This window comes from Lysinibacillus sp. Y5S-8, from assembly GCF_036894365.1.
In the GTDB taxonomy this organism is placed as follows: domain Bacteria; phylum Bacillota; class Bacilli; order Bacillales_A; family Planococcaceae; genus Lysinibacillus; species Lysinibacillus fusiformis_D.
In genome coordinates this window covers 590,648-609,346 of the sequence record NZ_CP145889.1, presented here as the reverse complement: position 1 = coordinate 609,346, position 18,699 = coordinate 590,648, and the positions used below count along the sequence as shown (strand labels likewise).

18 protein-coding genes are annotated in these 18,699 nt (G+C 37.2%); all 18 read right to left on the bottom strand.

All coding sequences use genetic code 11. From position 1 onward, the window contains the following. Nucleotides 1-4: 4 nt before the first annotated feature. Complete coding sequence (gene rpiB / locus V6670_RS02865; RefSeq protein ID WP_036123645.1) at nucleotides 5-442, bottom strand: ribose 5-phosphate isomerase B; 438 nt, start codon at nucleotides 440-442, stop codon at nucleotides 5-7. Nucleotides 443-799: 357 nt separating this feature from the next. Then, the gene (locus tag V6670_RS02860) at nucleotides 800-2,083 is read right to left on the bottom strand and encodes a HAMP domain-containing methyl-accepting chemotaxis protein (protein WP_338652491.1); all 1,284 of its coding nucleotides are present in this window, start codon (nucleotides 2,081-2,083) and stop codon (nucleotides 800-802) included. Nucleotides 2,084-2,091: 8 nt separating this feature from the next. Next, nucleotides 2,092-2,532, bottom strand: coding sequence for a low molecular weight protein arginine phosphatase (locus V6670_RS02855; protein WP_036123665.1), 441 nt, complete (start codon nucleotides 2,530-2,532; stop codon nucleotides 2,092-2,094). Between the two features lie 22 nt (nucleotides 2,533-2,554). Then, nucleotides 2,555-3,052: a manganese efflux pump gene (locus V6670_RS02850; RefSeq protein WP_338652490.1), complete on the bottom strand. Its 498-nt coding sequence runs from the start codon at nucleotides 3,050-3,052 to the stop codon at nucleotides 2,555-2,557. A gap of 172 nt (nucleotides 3,053-3,224) precedes the next feature. Further along, nucleotides 3,225-4,259: an L-threonylcarbamoyladenylate synthase gene (locus tag V6670_RS02845; protein WP_338654451.1), complete on the bottom strand. Its 1,035-nt coding sequence runs from the start codon at nucleotides 4,257-4,259 to the stop codon at nucleotides 3,225-3,227. A gap of 101 nt (nucleotides 4,260-4,360) precedes the next feature. Next, nucleotides 4,361-4,951, bottom strand: coding sequence for a stage II sporulation protein R (locus tag V6670_RS02840; protein ID WP_036123670.1), 591 nt, complete (start codon nucleotides 4,949-4,951; stop codon nucleotides 4,361-4,363). A 44-nt stretch (nucleotides 4,952-4,995) separates the two neighbouring features. Next, a complete protein-coding gene (gene prmC, locus V6670_RS02835) occupies nucleotides 4,996-5,856 on the bottom strand; it encodes a peptide chain release factor N(5)-glutamine methyltransferase (RefSeq protein ID WP_338652489.1) in 861 nt (286 codons plus the stop codon). Then, nucleotides 5,843-6,919, bottom strand: a complete 1,077-nt coding sequence (prfA, locus tag V6670_RS02830; RefSeq protein ID WP_036123674.1) for a peptide chain release factor 1 — start codon at nucleotides 6,917-6,919, stop codon at nucleotides 5,843-5,845. The genes prmC and prfA overlap by 14 nt, the downstream gene beginning before the upstream one ends. A gap of 152 nt (nucleotides 6,920-7,071) precedes the next feature. Further along, nucleotides 7,072-7,644, bottom strand: a complete 573-nt coding sequence (locus V6670_RS02825) for a thymidine kinase (protein ID WP_036123677.1) — start codon at nucleotides 7,642-7,644, stop codon at nucleotides 7,072-7,074. 117 nt (nucleotides 7,645-7,761) lie between these two features. Continuing rightward, a complete protein-coding gene (gene rpmE, locus V6670_RS02820; protein ID WP_025114780.1) occupies nucleotides 7,762-7,965 on the bottom strand; it encodes a 50S ribosomal protein L31 in 204 nt (67 codons plus the stop codon). 199 nt (nucleotides 7,966-8,164) lie between these two features. After that, on the bottom strand, nucleotides 8,165-9,214 hold the full coding sequence (locus V6670_RS02815; RefSeq protein ID WP_058843794.1) for an NAD(P)/FAD-dependent oxidoreductase: 1,050 nt from the start codon (nucleotides 9,212-9,214) through the stop codon (nucleotides 8,165-8,167). A gap of 122 nt (nucleotides 9,215-9,336) precedes the next feature. Then, a complete protein-coding gene (locus tag V6670_RS02810) occupies nucleotides 9,337-10,371 on the bottom strand; it encodes an iron ABC transporter permease (protein WP_141903848.1) in 1,035 nt (344 codons plus the stop codon). Further along, a complete protein-coding gene (locus tag V6670_RS02805) occupies nucleotides 10,368-11,420 on the bottom strand; it encodes an iron ABC transporter permease (protein ID WP_141903849.1) in 1,053 nt (350 codons plus the stop codon). The genes V6670_RS02810 and V6670_RS02805 overlap by 4 nt, the downstream gene beginning before the upstream one ends. 33 nt (nucleotides 11,421-11,453) lie before the next feature. Then, nucleotides 11,454-12,248 carry an ABC transporter ATP-binding protein gene (locus V6670_RS02800; protein WP_036123689.1) on the bottom strand — a complete coding sequence of 265 codons (795 nt, stop codon included), beginning with the start codon at nucleotides 12,246-12,248 and terminating at the stop codon, nucleotides 11,454-11,456. A 38-nt stretch (nucleotides 12,249-12,286) separates the two neighbouring features. After that, nucleotides 12,287-14,011 carry an ABC transporter ATP-binding protein gene (locus V6670_RS02795; RefSeq protein WP_036123690.1) on the bottom strand — a complete coding sequence of 575 codons (1,725 nt, stop codon included), beginning with the start codon at nucleotides 14,009-14,011 and terminating at the stop codon, nucleotides 12,287-12,289. Nucleotides 14,012-14,098: 87 nt separating this feature from the next. Further along, complete coding sequence (locus tag V6670_RS02790; RefSeq protein ID WP_338652479.1) at nucleotides 14,099-16,000, bottom strand: AraC family transcriptional regulator; 1,902 nt, start codon at nucleotides 15,998-16,000, stop codon at nucleotides 14,099-14,101. A 349-nt stretch (nucleotides 16,001-16,349) separates the two neighbouring features. Next, entirely contained in the window at nucleotides 16,350-17,165 is an 816-nt protein-coding gene (locus V6670_RS02785; protein WP_338652478.1) for a hypothetical protein, read from the bottom strand. Nucleotides 17,166-17,179: 14 nt separating this feature from the next. Continuing rightward, the gene (locus V6670_RS02780; protein ID WP_141903852.1) at nucleotides 17,180-18,463 is read right to left on the bottom strand and encodes a hypothetical protein; all 1,284 of its coding nucleotides are present in this window, start codon (nucleotides 18,461-18,463) and stop codon (nucleotides 17,180-17,182) included. Nucleotides 18,464-18,699 lie beyond the last annotated feature (236 nt).

Here is an 18,699-nt window from a genome sequence, read left to right as displayed (position 1 = left end):
ACGATTATTGCTCTAGCTCAGCAATTTTTTCTATGCGGCGTGTATGACGGCCACCTTCAAACTCTGTTTCTAGCCAAGTTTGGACGATTTCACGTGCAAGGCCTGGACCAATGACACGTTCACCCATGGCTATAATATTTGAGTCATTATGGCAACGTGTTGCCTTGGCACTGAATACATCATGCACTAATGCACAACGAATGCCCTTCACCTTATTAGCAGCAATGGACATACCAATTCCTGTGCCACAAATTAAAATACCTTTATCAAATTCTCCATTAGCAACACCTTCAGAAACAGGTTTTGCATAATCAGGATAGTCTACTGAATCCGCAGATTGTGGACCAAAATCTTCGTAGCTAATATGAAGTTCATCTAATAGCTGCATAATCTCACGACGTAAGTTGTTGCCTCCGTGATCAGAAGAAATTGCTATTCTCACTGGGTTCCCTCTTTTCGAATTATAGTCACCCTTAGTGTACCACTTCTTTCTGAAGAATAACATGATTTTTCTTGTTTTTTTATGCTGATTTCTCCTAAAAGACGAACATTTATTGTATATTAACACAAAAATATTCACTTTTAAACTCATTTTTCTGTGGATAATGTGAATATCATGTTAATAAGTTCGGATAAAGGTCCTTTGTTGTAATATTCCATCTTCTGAATTTTTTTTAGCTTTTCACTTACGATGGACATAAATACTTTGACAGAACGTGATCCTAAGATGGACGCTCTCTAATAAAAAAGGCTATACATAAATCCGATTTTACGTCGCATTTATGTATAGCCTGTTGGACTATGCTTGTCTATCAAATTGTTGAATCATCTTATGCAATGCTTCCGATTGCTTTTTCAAACTTTGAGCCAAATGCTCTACCTGCTCGATAGCATAAGCTTGCTCCTCAGCGGCACTACGAACTTCCTGTGCACCTGCTGACGTTTCTTCAGCAATGGCTGCAACTTCTTGTGATTGGCGAGCTGTCGTTTCAATATTATGCATTTGCTGTTCAATTAACGAGGAAATTTCAACAATTGCTGTTGCCATTTCATGTACGTTGGAAGCCATACCTTCAACGGCTGTCGTTGTTTCAGAAACGCGATCAGCTTCCTTCGTCGCAAATGCTACTTGTTCATTCATTTGTTTAACAACTACCTCTACATTTTGCTGCATGGACTGAATTAAAGCTGTAATACCTTGGACAGCTTTCGCACTTTCATCAGCCAAACCGCGAACTTCCTCAGCTACCACTGCGAAGCCCTTTCCATGCTCTCCTGCTCGTGCTGCTTCAATCGAGGCATTTAATGCCAGTAAATTTGTTTGTGCCGCAATGTCACCGACTAAGCTAATAATCCGTTCTACTTGGCCAGCATTTTCTTCAAGTGCATGAATACTTTTTAGTGCCTCATTATTACCTGTAGCAATTTGCTGAATACTATTCACTAGTATTTCGATGGCCTTTGTTGTTGTCGATAAATTATGTAGAATCTCTTTTGATTGTGATGCTGATGCTTCTGCTCTACTATTTACTTCTGTTGCAAGAGCTCGCACATCTTCAATAGCTTCGGCAGTGTCTTGTACAGCTGTTGCAGATGCTTCTGCTCCTGCAGATATATGCTTCACAGTAGAGGCAATTCCTTCTGCCTTTTTAGTTGCCACTCCCGCCTCATCAGATAGCTGAATAATTGATTGATTTGTTTGCTGAAAGTTTTGATCGATACTTTCCACCATTTGACGCAGATTTAACACCATTTGTTGGAACGCTTCAGCAACGGATCGAATTTCATCATTTGTTTTAGGCATTTGTACATCCTGTCCAATTTTCCCTTCAGCTACAAGGATTGCTGAATGTTCGAGCTGCTGTAAAGGTTTGATTAAGATCACGCTTAACAACGCTGCTAATATACCTGACCATATAATACCTAATGCGTAAGTAATTACCTCAAAAACCATTCGATTCGTGTCTGGGAAGAAAGTAGGTTGTAAAAACTCAATGAATATAAAACTGACACTGTAGGTGATAAGCGCAAGTACACTAACAAATAATACCAATTTAAGCCGTAAACCAAATTGTTTTTTCATAGGGCCCCTCAATTCTTTTCAAGTTTTTGTATTAATTGATCAACTAATTCCTTTAATTCTGCAAATGTTGCTTCATATATTGCTTTATTGCCACCATAAGGATCTACTACATTTTCCAGACTGCCCTCATTTGTATATTCTTTCAAGGTAAATACTTTATGTTCAGCTTCTGGATAATTTGAAATCACGGCGTCTTTGTGAGCAGTCGTCATCGTTAAAATTAAGTCTGCCCATGCCATTTCTGTCATTGATAATTGCGTTGCAAAATGCTGATGTGACATTTGCGCTTCATTTAACACTTGTTGTGCATGTGCTGACATTTGTGCATTTGGCATGGCATAAATACCTGCTGAGCGCACCTCTACATTGTTGATTTGTTTATGTTTTAAAATAACTTCTGCCATCGGACTGCGACAAGTATTGCCTGTACAAACAAATAATATTTTCACACTTATCACTCTCCAATTTCATCTATTGTTGAATAGCTAGAATACTCATGATAATAAATATAACGCCAGCAGCTATTTGAATTTTATTGCCAAAAAATACTTGGCTTCTACGTGCAATGACTAATGACCCATAAGCGCAAATTAGAGCACTCAAGCCTGCACTCATGATAAAAATAGTTTTTTCTAAGTTAAGCATACCAAAAGAAACACTAACTGAAAAGGTATCTAGGCTTGCAGTCACAGCTAAAAGTACAGGTGATATTGTTACTTTTTCATCTCGATGAGAGAATAATAGTAAATGCATACCAATACAAAATAATAAAATACTTGAAATCCATTGTCCCCATTCTAATAGAAATCGAACTAAATAGCTTCCTAGCTCAAAGCCTAATAACGGGAAAAGCATATGCAATGCTGCTGTCCATAGTGACAAAAATAAGCGATATCTAACATTCGGCAGTAAGACATATAGACCAATCACATCAACAGACGTTAGTATACCTGCAAGAATTCCCTGCAAGAACGCACTCCTTCTCTCCCTAATATTTTATCATTTTATGCTCGAAAATACATTATTATCATAATTGTCCACAATAGTTTTTCTTTTATATTTTGTAATGATAAACAAAAAGGACAAAAGACATGATTTATATCAATGTCTTTTGTCGCTAATGTACCTGAACCATATTCATTTATAATGAATACCATTTACCTCCAGAGGCCTTTTCAAGTCTATTCATGATAGCTGCTCCTACACCTTCTGTTGAGGTTGTTGTTGCTAAAATAATGGTAGCGGCGGTTTTATCACATGCTCTAAGTGCATTGTATAAGTTCGCACCCATTTCTTGTTTACTTCCAGCTTCACCAATCGAGAAGTAAAAATCAGCTTTGATATCTGCAAAATTCACTGGTGCAAGCAATGCTACTATATGTCCTTCTCGCTGCATTCGCTGAACAGCCTCGCTGACTTTCTCATAATGGCAATCTATTAAATACACAGGAGCATTTGGAGCATAATGTGTATATTTCATGCCTGGTGCTTTAGGCGTTGTTTCTAGCTTCTGCTCTATATTGGTTGGTTGAATAACGGGACCTATCTTCGCCTCAAGCATTTCCTTTGTAATGCCACCTGGACGTAAAATTACTGGAGGTTCATGTGTCACATCTAACACAGTAGATTCGAGCCCAATGCCTGTAGAACCTCCATCCAAAATATAAGGTATGTATCCTCCCAAATCATCTAATACATGGACTGCCTCTGTAGGGCTTGGTTTACCGCTACGATTGGCACTTGGTGCAGCAAGCGGTTTTTGAAGCTGCTGTAACAATCCAAGTGCTACTGGATGATTCGGCATTCGAATGCCCACTGTTGATAACCCAGCTGTGACACTTTGTGCTAAAACATTTGGCTTTGCTGGCATTACAAGCGTTAAGGGGCCGGGCCAAAAGAAATCCATGCACTGTTTGGCTACTTCAGAAATTTGATCGATATAAATGGCTACTTCCTCTTTTGTCCCCACATGGACAATTAAAGGATTATCTGAAGGTCGGCCTTTCGCTTCAAATATCTTTTTCACTGCCAAATCATTTGTGGCCACTGCTCCTAAGCCATAAACCGTTTCTGTCGGAAATGCTACTACCTCTCCCGCATTTAAGATATCCACAGCTTGTGTATAATTAATCTGACTATTCACATTACTGTCCACAACCTTGCAAACGGTTTCCATCATTAAAACCTACCTTCAATTATTGGTTTTTACTGAATTATCCACATAATGTTTATAACTTACGAAAAAATGTGTATAAGTTATCTGAATTTGTGCACAATTCATTCAAAAAGTCCTTTAATCCATTCCCATATAAAGAATGTTACTTGCTCTTTTTCTTCTTTTACTTCTTCTTTTACTTCTTCTTTTTCAGGCTCACAAATAGATGGAAAGATACTGCACCACCAGTTATCCCCACGTGCATCACCAATCTTCACAACAATCGAGTGATACACATTTTGTGGATAGAGTACAGCACCTTGTCTTTTTGGTGGAAATAAGTTATCCCCAATGACAATTTGTGTATCCATCTGTGGATAATTTTCGCTCAATTCTGTTTCAATTTGTTGTTTTAGCGAAAGAATTTGCTCACTCCCTACATTGCCAGCAGTGGCTACTTGCATAAAGTATGGCTTTAATTCTTGGACAAGCTGCTCTTTCTCTAGCTGATCTTGTGTCGTATTACTGTTCGCAATAACACGTATACGAAAATCGTTTTCTTGCTCATCATTGGTAGCTTCCTTGGCAAAGCCTACTAATGATGGAATATATAAAATACATAATTGTAAAGCAATCGCGATTAATACTAGTCTAGCAAAAGCTAGAAAGATATTTTGTTTAGGTAATCTAATAATCTTGTATTCATTTAACATATAAATCCCTCCTTGCTCAACATTGTTGGCAAGATTAAGAAACTTTATACATGAATCTCACAAAAAATCATTCGAGGCTTACCGTTAATATCTTTTTCTATTGAAACTGTCGCATGTGGAAAACTATCTTGAAAGAATTTGGCTACTTGCTCACCTTGTGTATAACCGATTTCTAACCCAATCAATGCTGGTTTATTCATGTAGGCTGGTAGTTGCTCAGCTAATTTTCTATACAAAATCAGACCATCTTCCTCAGCAAATAGTGCATTATGTGGCTCATGCTCTAGTACAACATTCGACATTTCCTGTGCCTCATCAAAGGCAATATACGGTGGGTTTGATAAGACAACATCCAATTTTTCTCCTGCAAGTGGCGCTGTCAAATCGCCCAACCTAAAATCAATATCAGCCTCTAATCGTTGAGCATTTTTTTGCGCCGTTGCTAGTGCATCCTGTGATAAATCAGTGGCTATAACAGTTAGCGTTGGACATTCCAGTTTCATCGAAATAGCAATAGCTCCACTGCCTGTACCGATATCAGCCAACTTCAGGGTTTGTTGTGGAAATAGTTTAGGCAGGCGATTGATTGTACCAAGTACTAGCTCCTCTGTTTCTGGCCGAGGAATTAAGACAGATTCATCGACTAGGAAGGAGCGACCATAAAATTCCTCACTTCCAACACAATACTGTACTGGGCGTCCATTGACATGTTCTTCTATGAGCGCTTTAAACTGCATTTGCTGTGCTGCTGTTAATTCATCCTGTAAGTGCAACATAACTTTTGCATAACTTGTACCAAGTACATGTTGCATGACGATACGTGCTGCTGTTTGCTCACGACCATTACCCACTAAAAAAGAAGAAGCCCACTCTAGGGCCTCCATCACATTTTTATAAGTCATCATTTAATCGCTCTAACTTTGATGCTTGTTCTTCTAAAATAAGGGCATCGATAATCTCGCCTAGTCTTCCTTCGACGATTTGATCTAGCTTTTGAATCGTTAAACCGATACGGTGATCTGTTACACGGTTTTGTGGATAATTGTATGTGCGAATTCGCTCGGAGCGATCGCCTGAGCCTACAGCAGATTTACGTGTAGCATCAATCTCTTTTTGTGCTTCTTGCATATACATATCAGCAACACGAGCACGTAGAATTTTCATGGCTTTTTCACGGTTTTTAATTTGTGAGCGTTCATCCTGCATCGAAACCACAACACCTGTTGGTAAATGGGTCATACGAACTGCAGACATCGTTGTATTTACAGATTGACCACCAGCACCTGAAGAGGCAAATGTATCTACACGAATATCCTTTTCATGGATTTCAACATCTACTTCCTCCACTTCAGGTAAACACGCAACTGTTGCCGTCGATGTATGAATACGACCTTGAGATTCGGTAGCAGGGACACGTTGTACGCGGTGTGCACCATTTTCGAATTTGAATTTTGAATAGGCTCCTTGTCCGTTAATCATAAAGATTACTTCTTTATAGCCGCCCATTGGGTTTGGTGTAGCTTCCATAATATCAATTTTCCAGCCTTGTGTTTCCGCATAGCGAGAGTACATACGGAATAAATCACCCGCAAAAATATTGGCCTCGTCACCACCAGCTGCTCCACGAATTTCCATGATAACGTTTTTATTATCATTAGGATCTTTAGGAATTAATAAAATGCGTAGACGTTCTTCTAGCTCTTCCTGCTGTGCTTTCAATAGGTTAAATTCTTCCTTTACCATCTCATGCATATCAGGATCTTTTTCACTATCTAACATTTCACGAGTATCTACTATCTGCTCTTTAACACTTTTATATTCACGATAAGTATCCACTGTTTCTTGGATATCTGATTGTTCCTTAGAATATTCACGTAATTTCTTACTATCATTCACAATATCTGGATCGCTCAAAAGCTCTGTTAGCCTTTCATAACGATCCTCCACTGCTTGTAATCGATCAAACATGGATTTCACCTCTATTTAGTTTTTTAAGGTATGCCCCTTTTTGACAAAGAAGCTTTCATTCAGTAATTACAATGTTTATTTCCACTACTTAGTATAAGAAAAATTTCGCATGTATGCTACTTTTTCTTAGCGTATCCACCTGTCTATTGGCTTTAAAGTGGTGGCTGCGCGTGACATTTTCGACAAACCGGATAATACGAGTCATTACCACCAATTTGAATTTGATCACCTGTGTAGACTGGCTTTCCACTTTCATCTACTCGTAAATTCATTGTTGCTTTTTTATGACAGAACCAGCAAATTGTTTTCATTTCCTCAATTTTATCTGCATATGTAAGCATGTATTGGCTACCTTCAAATAGCTCATTTTGAAAATCATTTTTTAAGCCAAAGCCCATCACGGGGATGTCCAATTTATCCACAATGTTAGCAAGTTGTAAAACATGTGCTTTTTTTAAAAATTGAACTTCATCCACAAGCACACAGTATGGCTTGACAGTATTGGATTCCACTAGTTCAAAAATATTTGTATCCTCATAAACAGGGATGGCTTGTTGGCGTAAACCCACTCGACTGGAAACAAAGCCAACCTCATCACGTGTATCTAAACCTGAAGTAAACATCATCACAGGCTTTTGTTGTTCTTCATAATTATGGGCAACTTTTAGAATTTCTATTGATTTTCCACTATTCATTGCACCATGTTTAAAATATAGCTGTGCCATTCTGTCTTCTCCCTTTCTTTATGTCAATGTGGATTTTGAAAGGTCTTGCATCAAACGTGTATTATTTACTGAAAAAAATACCTGCCAAGCGCATGCTTGGCAGGTATTAAACTAACATTAGTTTTTAAGACCGTATTTTTTGTTGAAACGATCCACGCGACCATCAGTAGACGCGAATTTTTGACGGCCAGTATAGAATGGGTGACATTCGTTGCAGAACTCGACAACGATGTTTTCTTTTACTGAACCAGTTTTGAAAGTGTTCCCACAAGAGCAAGTTACTGTTGCTTCTTTGTAGTCTGGATGAATTCCTTGTTTCATATTCGTTTTCTCCTCTCGCCCTGAACCATCTGGAACAGAGTATTATCGAACTGTACCTTACATAGCCCGAATATGTCGACTACAAAATTTGCGTCGAAAGGGTCAGCTACATATGTACACGTTGCATACTTTTGAAGTATAGCATAGTCATTTTATTATTTTCAAGTAAAAAATATTAAAAACGAACCTTCCATCTTTCTTATCCACGAACTTCGCGATAATCATTGTCTACTAACCCAATTTGCTCGTTTCGTTCTTTGAAGCGAATATTATGTGATGACACATAGGCTACTTTCGGTGCATCTGGCTCCAAATATAGCTTGGCACTATTTAATGCTAGTATTCCATCCGCAAATGCACCTGCTATTAATCTTACTTTACTAGGATGATCAATAAAATCACCCGCTCCATAGACACCTTCAATGTTCGTTTCACGCTTCTCATTGACAATCGCTACTTCATCTTGGATATTTAATCCCCATTCTTCAAGTGCACCATAATCACATTTCAAGCCATGGTTTACAATGACAGCATCTACCTCTACTCGTTCACTTTCACCTGTCTCTTTATTGACTATGGACACATACTGAATTAAATCACCGTCACCATGCAATTGAACAACCTCATATGGCGTTTTTACACGAACTGAGGATTCTTTCATGCGCAAGACATTTTTTTCATGGCCGCCAAAATCATCTCGGCGATGAACGACTGTAACACTTGCAGCAATTGGCTCTAGCTCATTTGCCCAATCAACTGCAGAATTACCACCGCCTGAAATTAACACATGTTTGTGTCGGAAAATCTCTAGTTCCTGTACTGTATAATGTAAATTTGTTACTTCAAATCGGTCTGCTCCTTCTATTTCAAGCTTTTGCATAGAAAGAACACCATACCCCACTGCTAAAATAACTGTTTTCGAAAAATGCTTCTCACCTGTAGAGGATGTCAACATAAATGTTCCATCCTGTTGCTTTTCTAATTTTTCCACCTTTTGATTTAAAACAATTGTAGGATCGAATGTTTTAGCTTGCTCAACAAGTTGTTTAATCAGCTGTCCCCCTAAAATAGGTGTTACTCCGCCGACATCCCAAATCATTTTTTCAGGATAAATTAACATACGACCGCCAAGCTGTGAGCTGTATTCAATAATTTTCGTTTTTAAATCTCGCATTCCACTATAAAAGGCAGTATAAAGCCCAGCTGGACCACCACCAACAATCGTTACATCATATAGTTCTTCTGACATTTCCGTTCTCCATCCCCTTCTGTCTCGATCTGATCATACAGTTTTGAGGTTGTGTTAAGCTACTACCTGTCTATTCTTTCCGACGATGATCATACTATTCACACAACATCCACAAACTATAGTTACTCTTTCAATCGCGCCAATAAATATAAGAAATAAGGTGCTCCTAAAACAGCAACCACAATCCCCGCCGGAATTTCTGAAGGCTCTAATATAGAACGACCGATTGTATCAGCCATCAACACTAAAAATCCTCCTAACAGAGCTGCAGTTGGCAGTAAAAACTGGTGTTTAGCGCCAACAAGCTGTCGAGCTAAATGTGGTGCAACAAGACCCACGAAACCAATGCCTCCACTTACAGAAACACTAGCTCCAGCTAAACCAACGGCAGCAGCCAACAACCAACGGCGCTCTTTTTCAATAGAGGCACCTAGCCCTACAGCTGTTAATTCGCCTAGATTTAATACGTTTAATACCCGTGATTTTGCATAAACAAAAGGCAATAAGATAATTAACCATGGTAACAGCGACAGCACAAATCGCCAATTCGAGCCCCAAATGCTACCTGCTAGCCATGTCGCTACAAATTGATAATTTTCTGGTGATAGGCGTAGTGTTAGCACAATCATAGCCGAGCTAATCCCTGCTGCTACAGCTACCCCTGTTAAAATTAAACGCATTGGTGTAATACCTTCATGTCGTCTATAAGAAAGTGAATAAATCAGAACAGCTGTCAAACCTGCCCCTACAAAAGCCAGTACTGGCAGTAAATAAACAGGTGCTGCTTTCGTAGTTGGGAAAAATGATACATAGAGCATGACAGCAAGTCCTGCCCCAGCATTAATCCCTAAGATTCCTGGGTCCGCTAAAGCATTTTTGGAAATGCCCTGTAAAACAGCGCCTGAAACCGCTAAGCCCATACCTACTAACACAGCAATCACAATTCTAGGAAGTCTGAACTCAAATAATATAAGTTGCTGTTGTGCATCACCTTGACCAAAAAGTGTCCGCAGAACTTCCATTGGCGTCAGTTTAATAACACCAGTATTCATACTAATAACAAAGGTAATAATGATTAACACAATAAGTGTAACAAGAATGGAGAAATTTTTTCTTTTCGCCTTAAGCTGACTCGGTGTTAAATAGCTGTTACTCATAGTTCTTTCCCTCCTTTACGTGCTAAATAAAGGAAGAATGGTACACCGATAAAGGCAATTAGTGCGCCAATCGGTGTTTCATAAGGTGGATTGATAATACGTGCCACTAAATCAGCTAACACAACAAGCAATGCCCCATATACTATAGAACAAGAGATAATCCAGCGATAATCATGTCCAACTATGTATCTCGTTAAATGAGGGATAATTAACCCTACAAAACCAACCGCACCGACTACAGACACGGCTGCACCTGCTAAAACTAAAACAATGATCATTCCCCATACTTTTACAACTGCTGTACGTTGCCCAAGTCCAACTGCAATTTCTTCACCTAAGCTCAGCACAGTGATTGATCGTGATAGGATAAGCGCTCCTATCATCGCAATAAAGATCCATGGGGATAATATTTGTAGATGACTCCATTTTGTGCCTGAAACACCGCCAGCATACCAAAATGCTAGGTCTTGTCCAATACGAAAATAAAGTGCAATCCCTTCTCCTAACGCTCCAAGCAATGCACTAACAGCTGCACCTGCTAGAACTAGCCGCATCGGTGTTAAGCCACCTTTTGACAGTGAGCCAATACCATAAACAATGGCTACGCCAAGACCTGCGCCTACAAAGGACCATAAAATTAAATACATGTAAGGCAGACCAGGGAAGAAGGCAAAGCACAATGCTAACATAAAGGCCGCTCCAGAGTTCAGACCAAGTAGCCCCGAGTCTGCTAATGGGTTACGTGTCATCCCCTGCATAATAGCACCCGCTACTGCAAAGCTTGCACCTACTAATGCTGCTCCAAGTACTCGAGGTAAGCGAATATCATGGATAATTTGATGTGTTGTTAATTCCGGTGAAAAATGGGTAACTGCTGTCCAGACAGTACCCAATGAAATATCTGCTGCTCCAAAAGAAATCGATAAGCCAATGGCAAATATTAATCCAATTACTCCTACGATTAAAGCCACTACTCCACGGATCGGATGAGATCGTTTCTGTAGCTCATCTAAATCGTTGAGCTCTCCTACTCCTGTCGACGTAGTCATTTTACTTCCTCCTCATAACTTTCAATTAAACTTTTATTCCTTCATGTCGTACAACTGATAAGATAGGCAGATTGGATTTTTACTATATGGACAAACAGCCATTTCTGCATCGATATTAAATACTTTTTGTAGATTTTCCTTTGTCATCACTTCTTTTGGACTACCGTTCACCATTAAATCGCCGTCTCGCATAGCCATTATAAAGTGGGAGAATCGTGACGCATGATTTAAATCATGCAAGACCATGATAATTGTTCGTCCTTCTTCCTTATTTAGTTTTTGCAGTAGCAATAATATATCTAGCTGGTGCGCTAAATCTAAATAAGTTGTTGGTTCATCCAGTACTAAAATATCCGTGCCTTGCGCCAATGCCATAGCAATCCATACTCTCTGACGCTGGCCACCTGATAATGCTTCAATTGGTCGATCACTAAATTCTCTTAGCCCCGTTACATCAATCGCCCAGTGGATATATTCGTAGTCTTCCTTTTGCAAGGAACCAAACCCAACTTGGTGAGGAAAGCGACCATATGATACCAATTCAAAAACCGTTAATCCTCCGGGTGCTGTTGCTGTTTGAGGTAAAATAGCCATTCTTTTGGCCACATCTTTCGTTTTTAATTGATGTATCGCCTTGCCATCTAAATAGACAGCTCCATTTTGTGTTCGTAATACACGGGCAACAGCCTTTAATAAAGTAGACTTGCCACAACCATTTGGGCCGATGATTGTGGAGATTTGCCCTTTAGGAATCTCCACACTTAAATCGTTGACGATGAGCGCTGATGAATAACCAATCGCAACATGATCTATTTCAAGTACTGACATCTTTAACTTCCTTTCATTTTTGAGAATGCGTTCCACTCTTACATTTGTAAACCAAATTGAGCTGTATACAAGCCATAGTAAGCATTTTGGCGTTCCATTAATTGCTCGTGTGTACCTTCTTCAATGATGCCCTTTTTCGACACAACGACAATTCTGTCTGCATCCTTAATTGTTGCTAATCGGTGAGCAATCACTAATGTAGTACGTCCAATGGAAAGTTCATTTAATGCCTGTTGGATAGCTTGTTCAGTTTCTGTATCCAATGCAGATGTTGCTTCATCTAGTATTAAGATTTTTGGGTTTTTCAAGAAAATACGGGCAATGGATAATCTTTGCTTTTGACCACCTGATAATTTCACACCACGCTCACCAATTAATGTATCCATACCTTCAGGTAGAGCATTGATGACATCCGTCAGTTGCGCTCGTTGTGCTGCATACCAAATATCTTCTTCACTGGCATTTAAATCACCATAGGCAATATTTTCACGAATGGTACCATCGAATAAAAAGACATCCTGCTGGACAATCCCAATATGCGAACGTAAGGAATGCAGTTTAAAATCGCGTATATCCATACCATCAATACTAATGGATCCTTCATTGACTTCATAAAAACGTGGCAATAAACTACAGATTGTTGATTTTCCTGCACCAGATGGACCTACCAAGGCAACGGTTTCGCCAGGATTTACTTTTAAATTAATATGATGTAGGGCACGGTTATTGGCAGCATAGCCAAACGATACATCGGAGAAAGTAATTTCGCCATTAATTTCATCAACCATTTTTGCCTCTGGACGATCCGCAATTTCAGGTTCCGTTTCTAAAAATTCGATATAGCGTCTAAATCCTGCCATACCTTTGGGATAGCTTTCTATAAACATATTAATTTTATTAATTGGGCCTAAAAGAATACCTGATAGTAAAATAAATGCGATAAAATCTCCATTTGTTATATGTCCATTTAAAACAAAATACGCTCCTACAAATAAAGTAAAGAGTGATAATACTTTAGTGAGTATGCCTGAAATAGCTTCATTCCAAGCCATTACTTTATAGGAGAACAGCTTTGTCATACGGAATCGTTCATTATTTACTTTAAAGCGTTTAATCTCATGATCTTCATTTGTGAAAGCCTGTACCACACGAATACCACTTACATTATTTTCAACTCGCGCATTGAAATCTGCGATATCTCCGAACATTTGACGGAATGCTTTGGACATTAACTTCCCAAAAATAATCGTTAAAATTAAAATGATCGGTACAAGTAAGAAAATAAGAATTGTAAAGGTTGGATCAATATAGTACATGACCCCAAACGTCCCAATAATCGTCATTGCCGCAATAAAAATATCCTCTGGACCATGGTGAGCAAGTTCACCAATATCCATTAAATCGTTCGTTAATCGAGAAACAAGATGCCCTGTTTTATTGTTATCAAAATATCGGAAAGATAGTTTTTGCACATGGCTAAAGGATTCCTTCCTCATATCTGTTTCAATATTAATCCCTAGCATATGCCCCCAGTACGATACGATAAAGTGAAGAATGGAATTGAAAATATATAGACCAAACAGCAATAAACTTGCCATAAGAATCCATTTTAATTCCCCATCTGGTAGAATATCATCAATTACTTTATTTAAAACAAGTGGAAATGCTAGCTCGATTAGTGCCACTAATATCGCACAGCTAAAGTCTAAAATGAATAAACCTTTATAGGGCTTATAATATGAAAAAAAACGCCTTAACAACATGTTGCAACCTCCTATGGTAATGTCATTTTCGTATCTAATAAATGAACTATCTGATTCTACATACAGATAGCTCACATGTTTTCACAGTTATTGTTGCTGAGCCTTCGTAAAATCAACTATTTTGCCAGCTAATTCTTCAGCTTGGTGTAAGCCAGAAAGCGGATCAGAAGCAAAATAGTATTCAGATGGCAGCTCTAATATTTGATTATTTTTAACAGCATCTAAGTTTGTCCATGTTTCAGGTAACTTCCCATCTTTGTTAAAGAAGTTTATCATGAAGTTATAGTCACCTACATAGTCTCCTACTACCTCATAGGATATTTCATAACGTCCTCTACTTGCATCCTTTGTATCAAATAACTCCTGTACCTTTTCTTGAGGTTTCATGCCCAAAATTTGATAGAGTGCTCTACCGCCAGATACACTTGAATTCCCAACAATTGTTGCATTTTTTTGGAACATTTCATAAATAGTAAATGTTGATCCTTCTGGAATCACATCATTAATTTTTTTCTTCGCTTTTGCTATACGATCTTCAAATTGCTTTGTAAAGGTTGCTGCCTCTTCTTGTCTTCCTAAATAATTACCCATCGCCTCAATCTCCTCCATTGCTGATGGATGAGCATCTTCGGCAAAAACAATTGTCGGTGCAATTTTTTCATACTTGGCTACATCTTCTGCATTCCATGTAATAATCAAGTCTGGTTTTAACTCTAAAACCTTTTCTAACGACACCTTTCCATCTGTACCGATATTTGTAATAGCCCCGTCTTTATAGTGTTGCTTTAAAAAAGCAGCATAATCGAGGTTAGCCGTCACACCTCCAACTGGTACAACATCTAACGCTAAAATCTGACCAAGATACCAATCTGTTACGATTCTTTCAGCTCTCACTGGAATTTCTACTTCCCGTCCACTGTCATCTGTTACTGTTCTTGTATCTGCAGTATCTGGTCCAGTTTCTTCGTTTGCCTTGGATTGGCTCGTGTCTTCATTACATGCTGCAAGTAAAACTATTAAACTTAGTAAAAAAGGTAGTTTTATATGCTGAATCATTTTTTCCATCATGATTTCATTTTCTCCATTCTCGAATCGTTTAGCTTGCGCGAGCTGATTCTTATTGTATTGAAAATGATTCTCACTTGTAATGGCAATTTCGGACATTTGAGATGTATATTTCAGCCTAAAGCTACTAGGTGCCAAATTTGTAGCTTTTTTAAAAGCTCGACTAAAATAATATTCATCTTCAAATCCAAGCGAAATAGCTATTTCTTTTATACCGTATTGATTGGCTAATAAATGCTGCTTAGCCTGCTCTATCCGCAGCTGCTGTAAATAAATTTGTGGACCTACTTCATAACGAGCTTTAAAAATGCGAAGTAAATGACGTGTGCTAATCTGAAGCATATCTGCTAATGTCTGGATAGATAATGGTTGATGAATGTTCTGCCTAATATATAGTCGTGCCACTTCAGCCTTATCGATTTCATGTGGTTTGCCCTGTCCATCAGCTAATTCTTGAAACACACGATAGATAAGCTCATAGAAAGAAGCCTTAACAGATAAATGCTCCTGAATAGAACCAGACTGCCATTTACTGTACATATCCTGGAGAATGGTATGAATGGCTATAGGATTGGCGGGTACACAAGAGAAATGCGTTTGGAAAGGTTGATAATATATCTGTAAATGTTGCAGAAAAGCATCTTTGTACATGATATCCCCTTTATAACTAATGAGGAAATAGCTAACATTCTGTTGCGCTGTTATCTGAAGTCTTTGAGATTTCCCTATATGAAAAATACTGAAGCGTTGCATATGATAAGGTTGTTCATCAATGACGATCTGTGCGTCTCCCGCTGTGATAATAAGAAATGTGCTATATGTTAAAACCTTTGACACTTGAACATCTGATTTATTTATGTAATCAATTTGCTTCAACTGGATAAATGCATTTTGCCAAAGAAGCATATAAGCGTCATAATTCATCTTCGTCTCCTTCAATAAACATACTTTATAGCCTCATTATATTGATAATGATTATCAATTTCAATATACATTTATAAAATAAAACATATACAAAAATACCTGCCAAGCGCAAACTTGGCAGGTATTAAACAAACAATTGTTTTTAAAGCCTCTTTTTATTCAAAGGATCATCCAGACGCCAAATTTTAACATCTAATATGAATGAGGGTCCTTCGTTGCAGAACAAGACAACAATACTAGAAGGTTGCTTCTTTTTGATAAAATAACTTGTCCATGTGTTAGTGCCATATGGATAAGTTATTTGTGAACTGTCTTCTCTTCAATAATTTTCTTTGAAGCTATTAATTTCTTATATTAAAAAACTTAAATAGTCCCCTATTGTTGAGTCAATAATAAAAGAGAAGATAATTGAAGTTAAGATAGCTGTTACAACTAGATAAAAAATAAAACTATAGAAATTATCAATAATTTTAGATGTATTACTCAATAATTTAACCATAACAAAAATAGGTATGATCCCGATAGCTAACACAAATCCAATATATAACATAATCATGGAATATGTATAAGATTTCAACAAGCCAAATAAAATACTTAAAATCGTAACTGCAATAGGAAGAGCGTAGTAACTTCCTATTTTACTAATCACATTTGTAAAACTGAGGTTTTCAGAAAATAATTTTGAAGTTAAGAATATGGCTAATACGTTTATCGCCATTAGTAAAATTAGAAATAATGACACATATAGAATCACTTGAATTATAGAAGGTCCATAACTTTCGAAAAGCCCAAACGTCCGTGAAGTGAAACTTTTTATTAATAAAAATACGGATAAAGCCGTAATTAAAACATAGATAATCATACTAGTAAGATTATTTTTCCAAGCTATTTCTACATTAAAACCTGCAGATGGTTTTTTTAATTGTTCTAGAAAATGATTAAAGTATAATTTAGATTGTTTTTTTAATAATTCAATTTGATCACTACTGTGCGAAGTTTCCTGAGCAGCCTGTCCGGCTTGTGACTGCGGCTGATTTTGATAATCCGTCATATTATTTATTGTTGCTGCTTGTTCAAGAGCAGCAGCGCTTTCTAGTGGGGTCCCGCATTTCCCACAGAATTTTCCATCCTCCTGCGAATGTCCACATGTTAAACAATTTTTCATTTACACATACCTCACTATAATTTTGTCTTTTTCGTATCTAAATCCACAATTTCATCAATAAAGTATTTTCCATTTTCAAATGAGAAAATATATTTCTTTTTACGTTCATAGTTAATAGAACCTTCTTTATCTGAAGAATAATTAAAAGTTTCATATGACTGTAACTCAAATTGTTTATCTGATAATGTATTAAATGATATTATTTCATTTAATAAAAATTCATAGTTATAGCCAGGAATATTATCATGATCCGTTACAAATTTCGCGTAATCTTTTTTTATTTTACTTCCTTCTCTGAAATAATCACCTATGTAATCAAAATTTGTGTATCGAATAGCAGAGGAATAGTCTGAGCGGAAATTTTTATAAATATCCCTTATGATATCTTCATGTTCTGCTAATTTTTGTTCCGTTCGAATATGTTCAAATGGTAAATAAATAGTATCACTATCTAGTGGCAATACATCTGACTTTACCGTTTTACCATCTTTATCTTGACTTTGTGCATAAACTTCTATTTTACTATTTAGTTTCGCAGGATAAAGCTCTCTTAATTCACTTACTTTTTTTTCAGTCGATTTTCCATTTACATATAAAATCGCATCCTCTAAATCGGAGTCTACAGATACTGTTTGGAAACCCCAGTCTACATCAATTTGTGCAATATTGTCGGCTTGTGCTTCAAGCATTAGTTTTCCTTCGTCTGCTAAAGGTATATAACCACCTTCATAACTATAAGACCAAGCATACTCTCCTGGAATATAGTGACCAAATCCTACATTTTCCTCATCACTCTTACTGACAATTTCCTTATCCCCAAACTTTAAAGTCATATTTTTAAAAGGTGCATAAATAAACACTTCAGTCGGGATAATGATGAATTCAACCCTGTCATACAACCCAAATAAAATAGGTTTACTATTTACAGAAATAAATTCACCCCCATTGTATATAATATCTGGATTTTCATTATTCATAATACGTTCTACTTCATATGTAAGTTGATTTCTCAAATTTGTCCAACCGTACTCTTTAACAATCGCATAAAAATTTTGAGCATCTGCTACAGTGCCCTCTTTAACTTCAAACTCTTGAAAGAAAGCATCTTTATCTTGATTATTATACGCATCATTCATCGCACTAATCTGCTTAGTTGGCTCATAAATGCTACTTAAAACGAAATGTGTAATAGCAAGAACTAATAGTAGGACACTTGAGATAGAAAATATCCATTTCTGTTTTTTAGTCATATTTTTACGATGCTTCTTTTGAGCACTTAGTTTTGGTTCAATTTTCATAGATGTTTTATTTTGTACATCGCTAAGACTATTACCACAATTTGTACAATACAATACTTCTTCACTATTTTTTTCACCACAACTTATGCAAAATCTCATTAAAAATCACCATTCCCTATGTATAATAACAAAATTATACAATACATTTATGGTAAATTGTAGTTTTTTAATTTAAATTTCATAGTTTCTATTTTGATACATTTAGTTTCTAGCTCCCTTTATCAGTAAAATAGTAT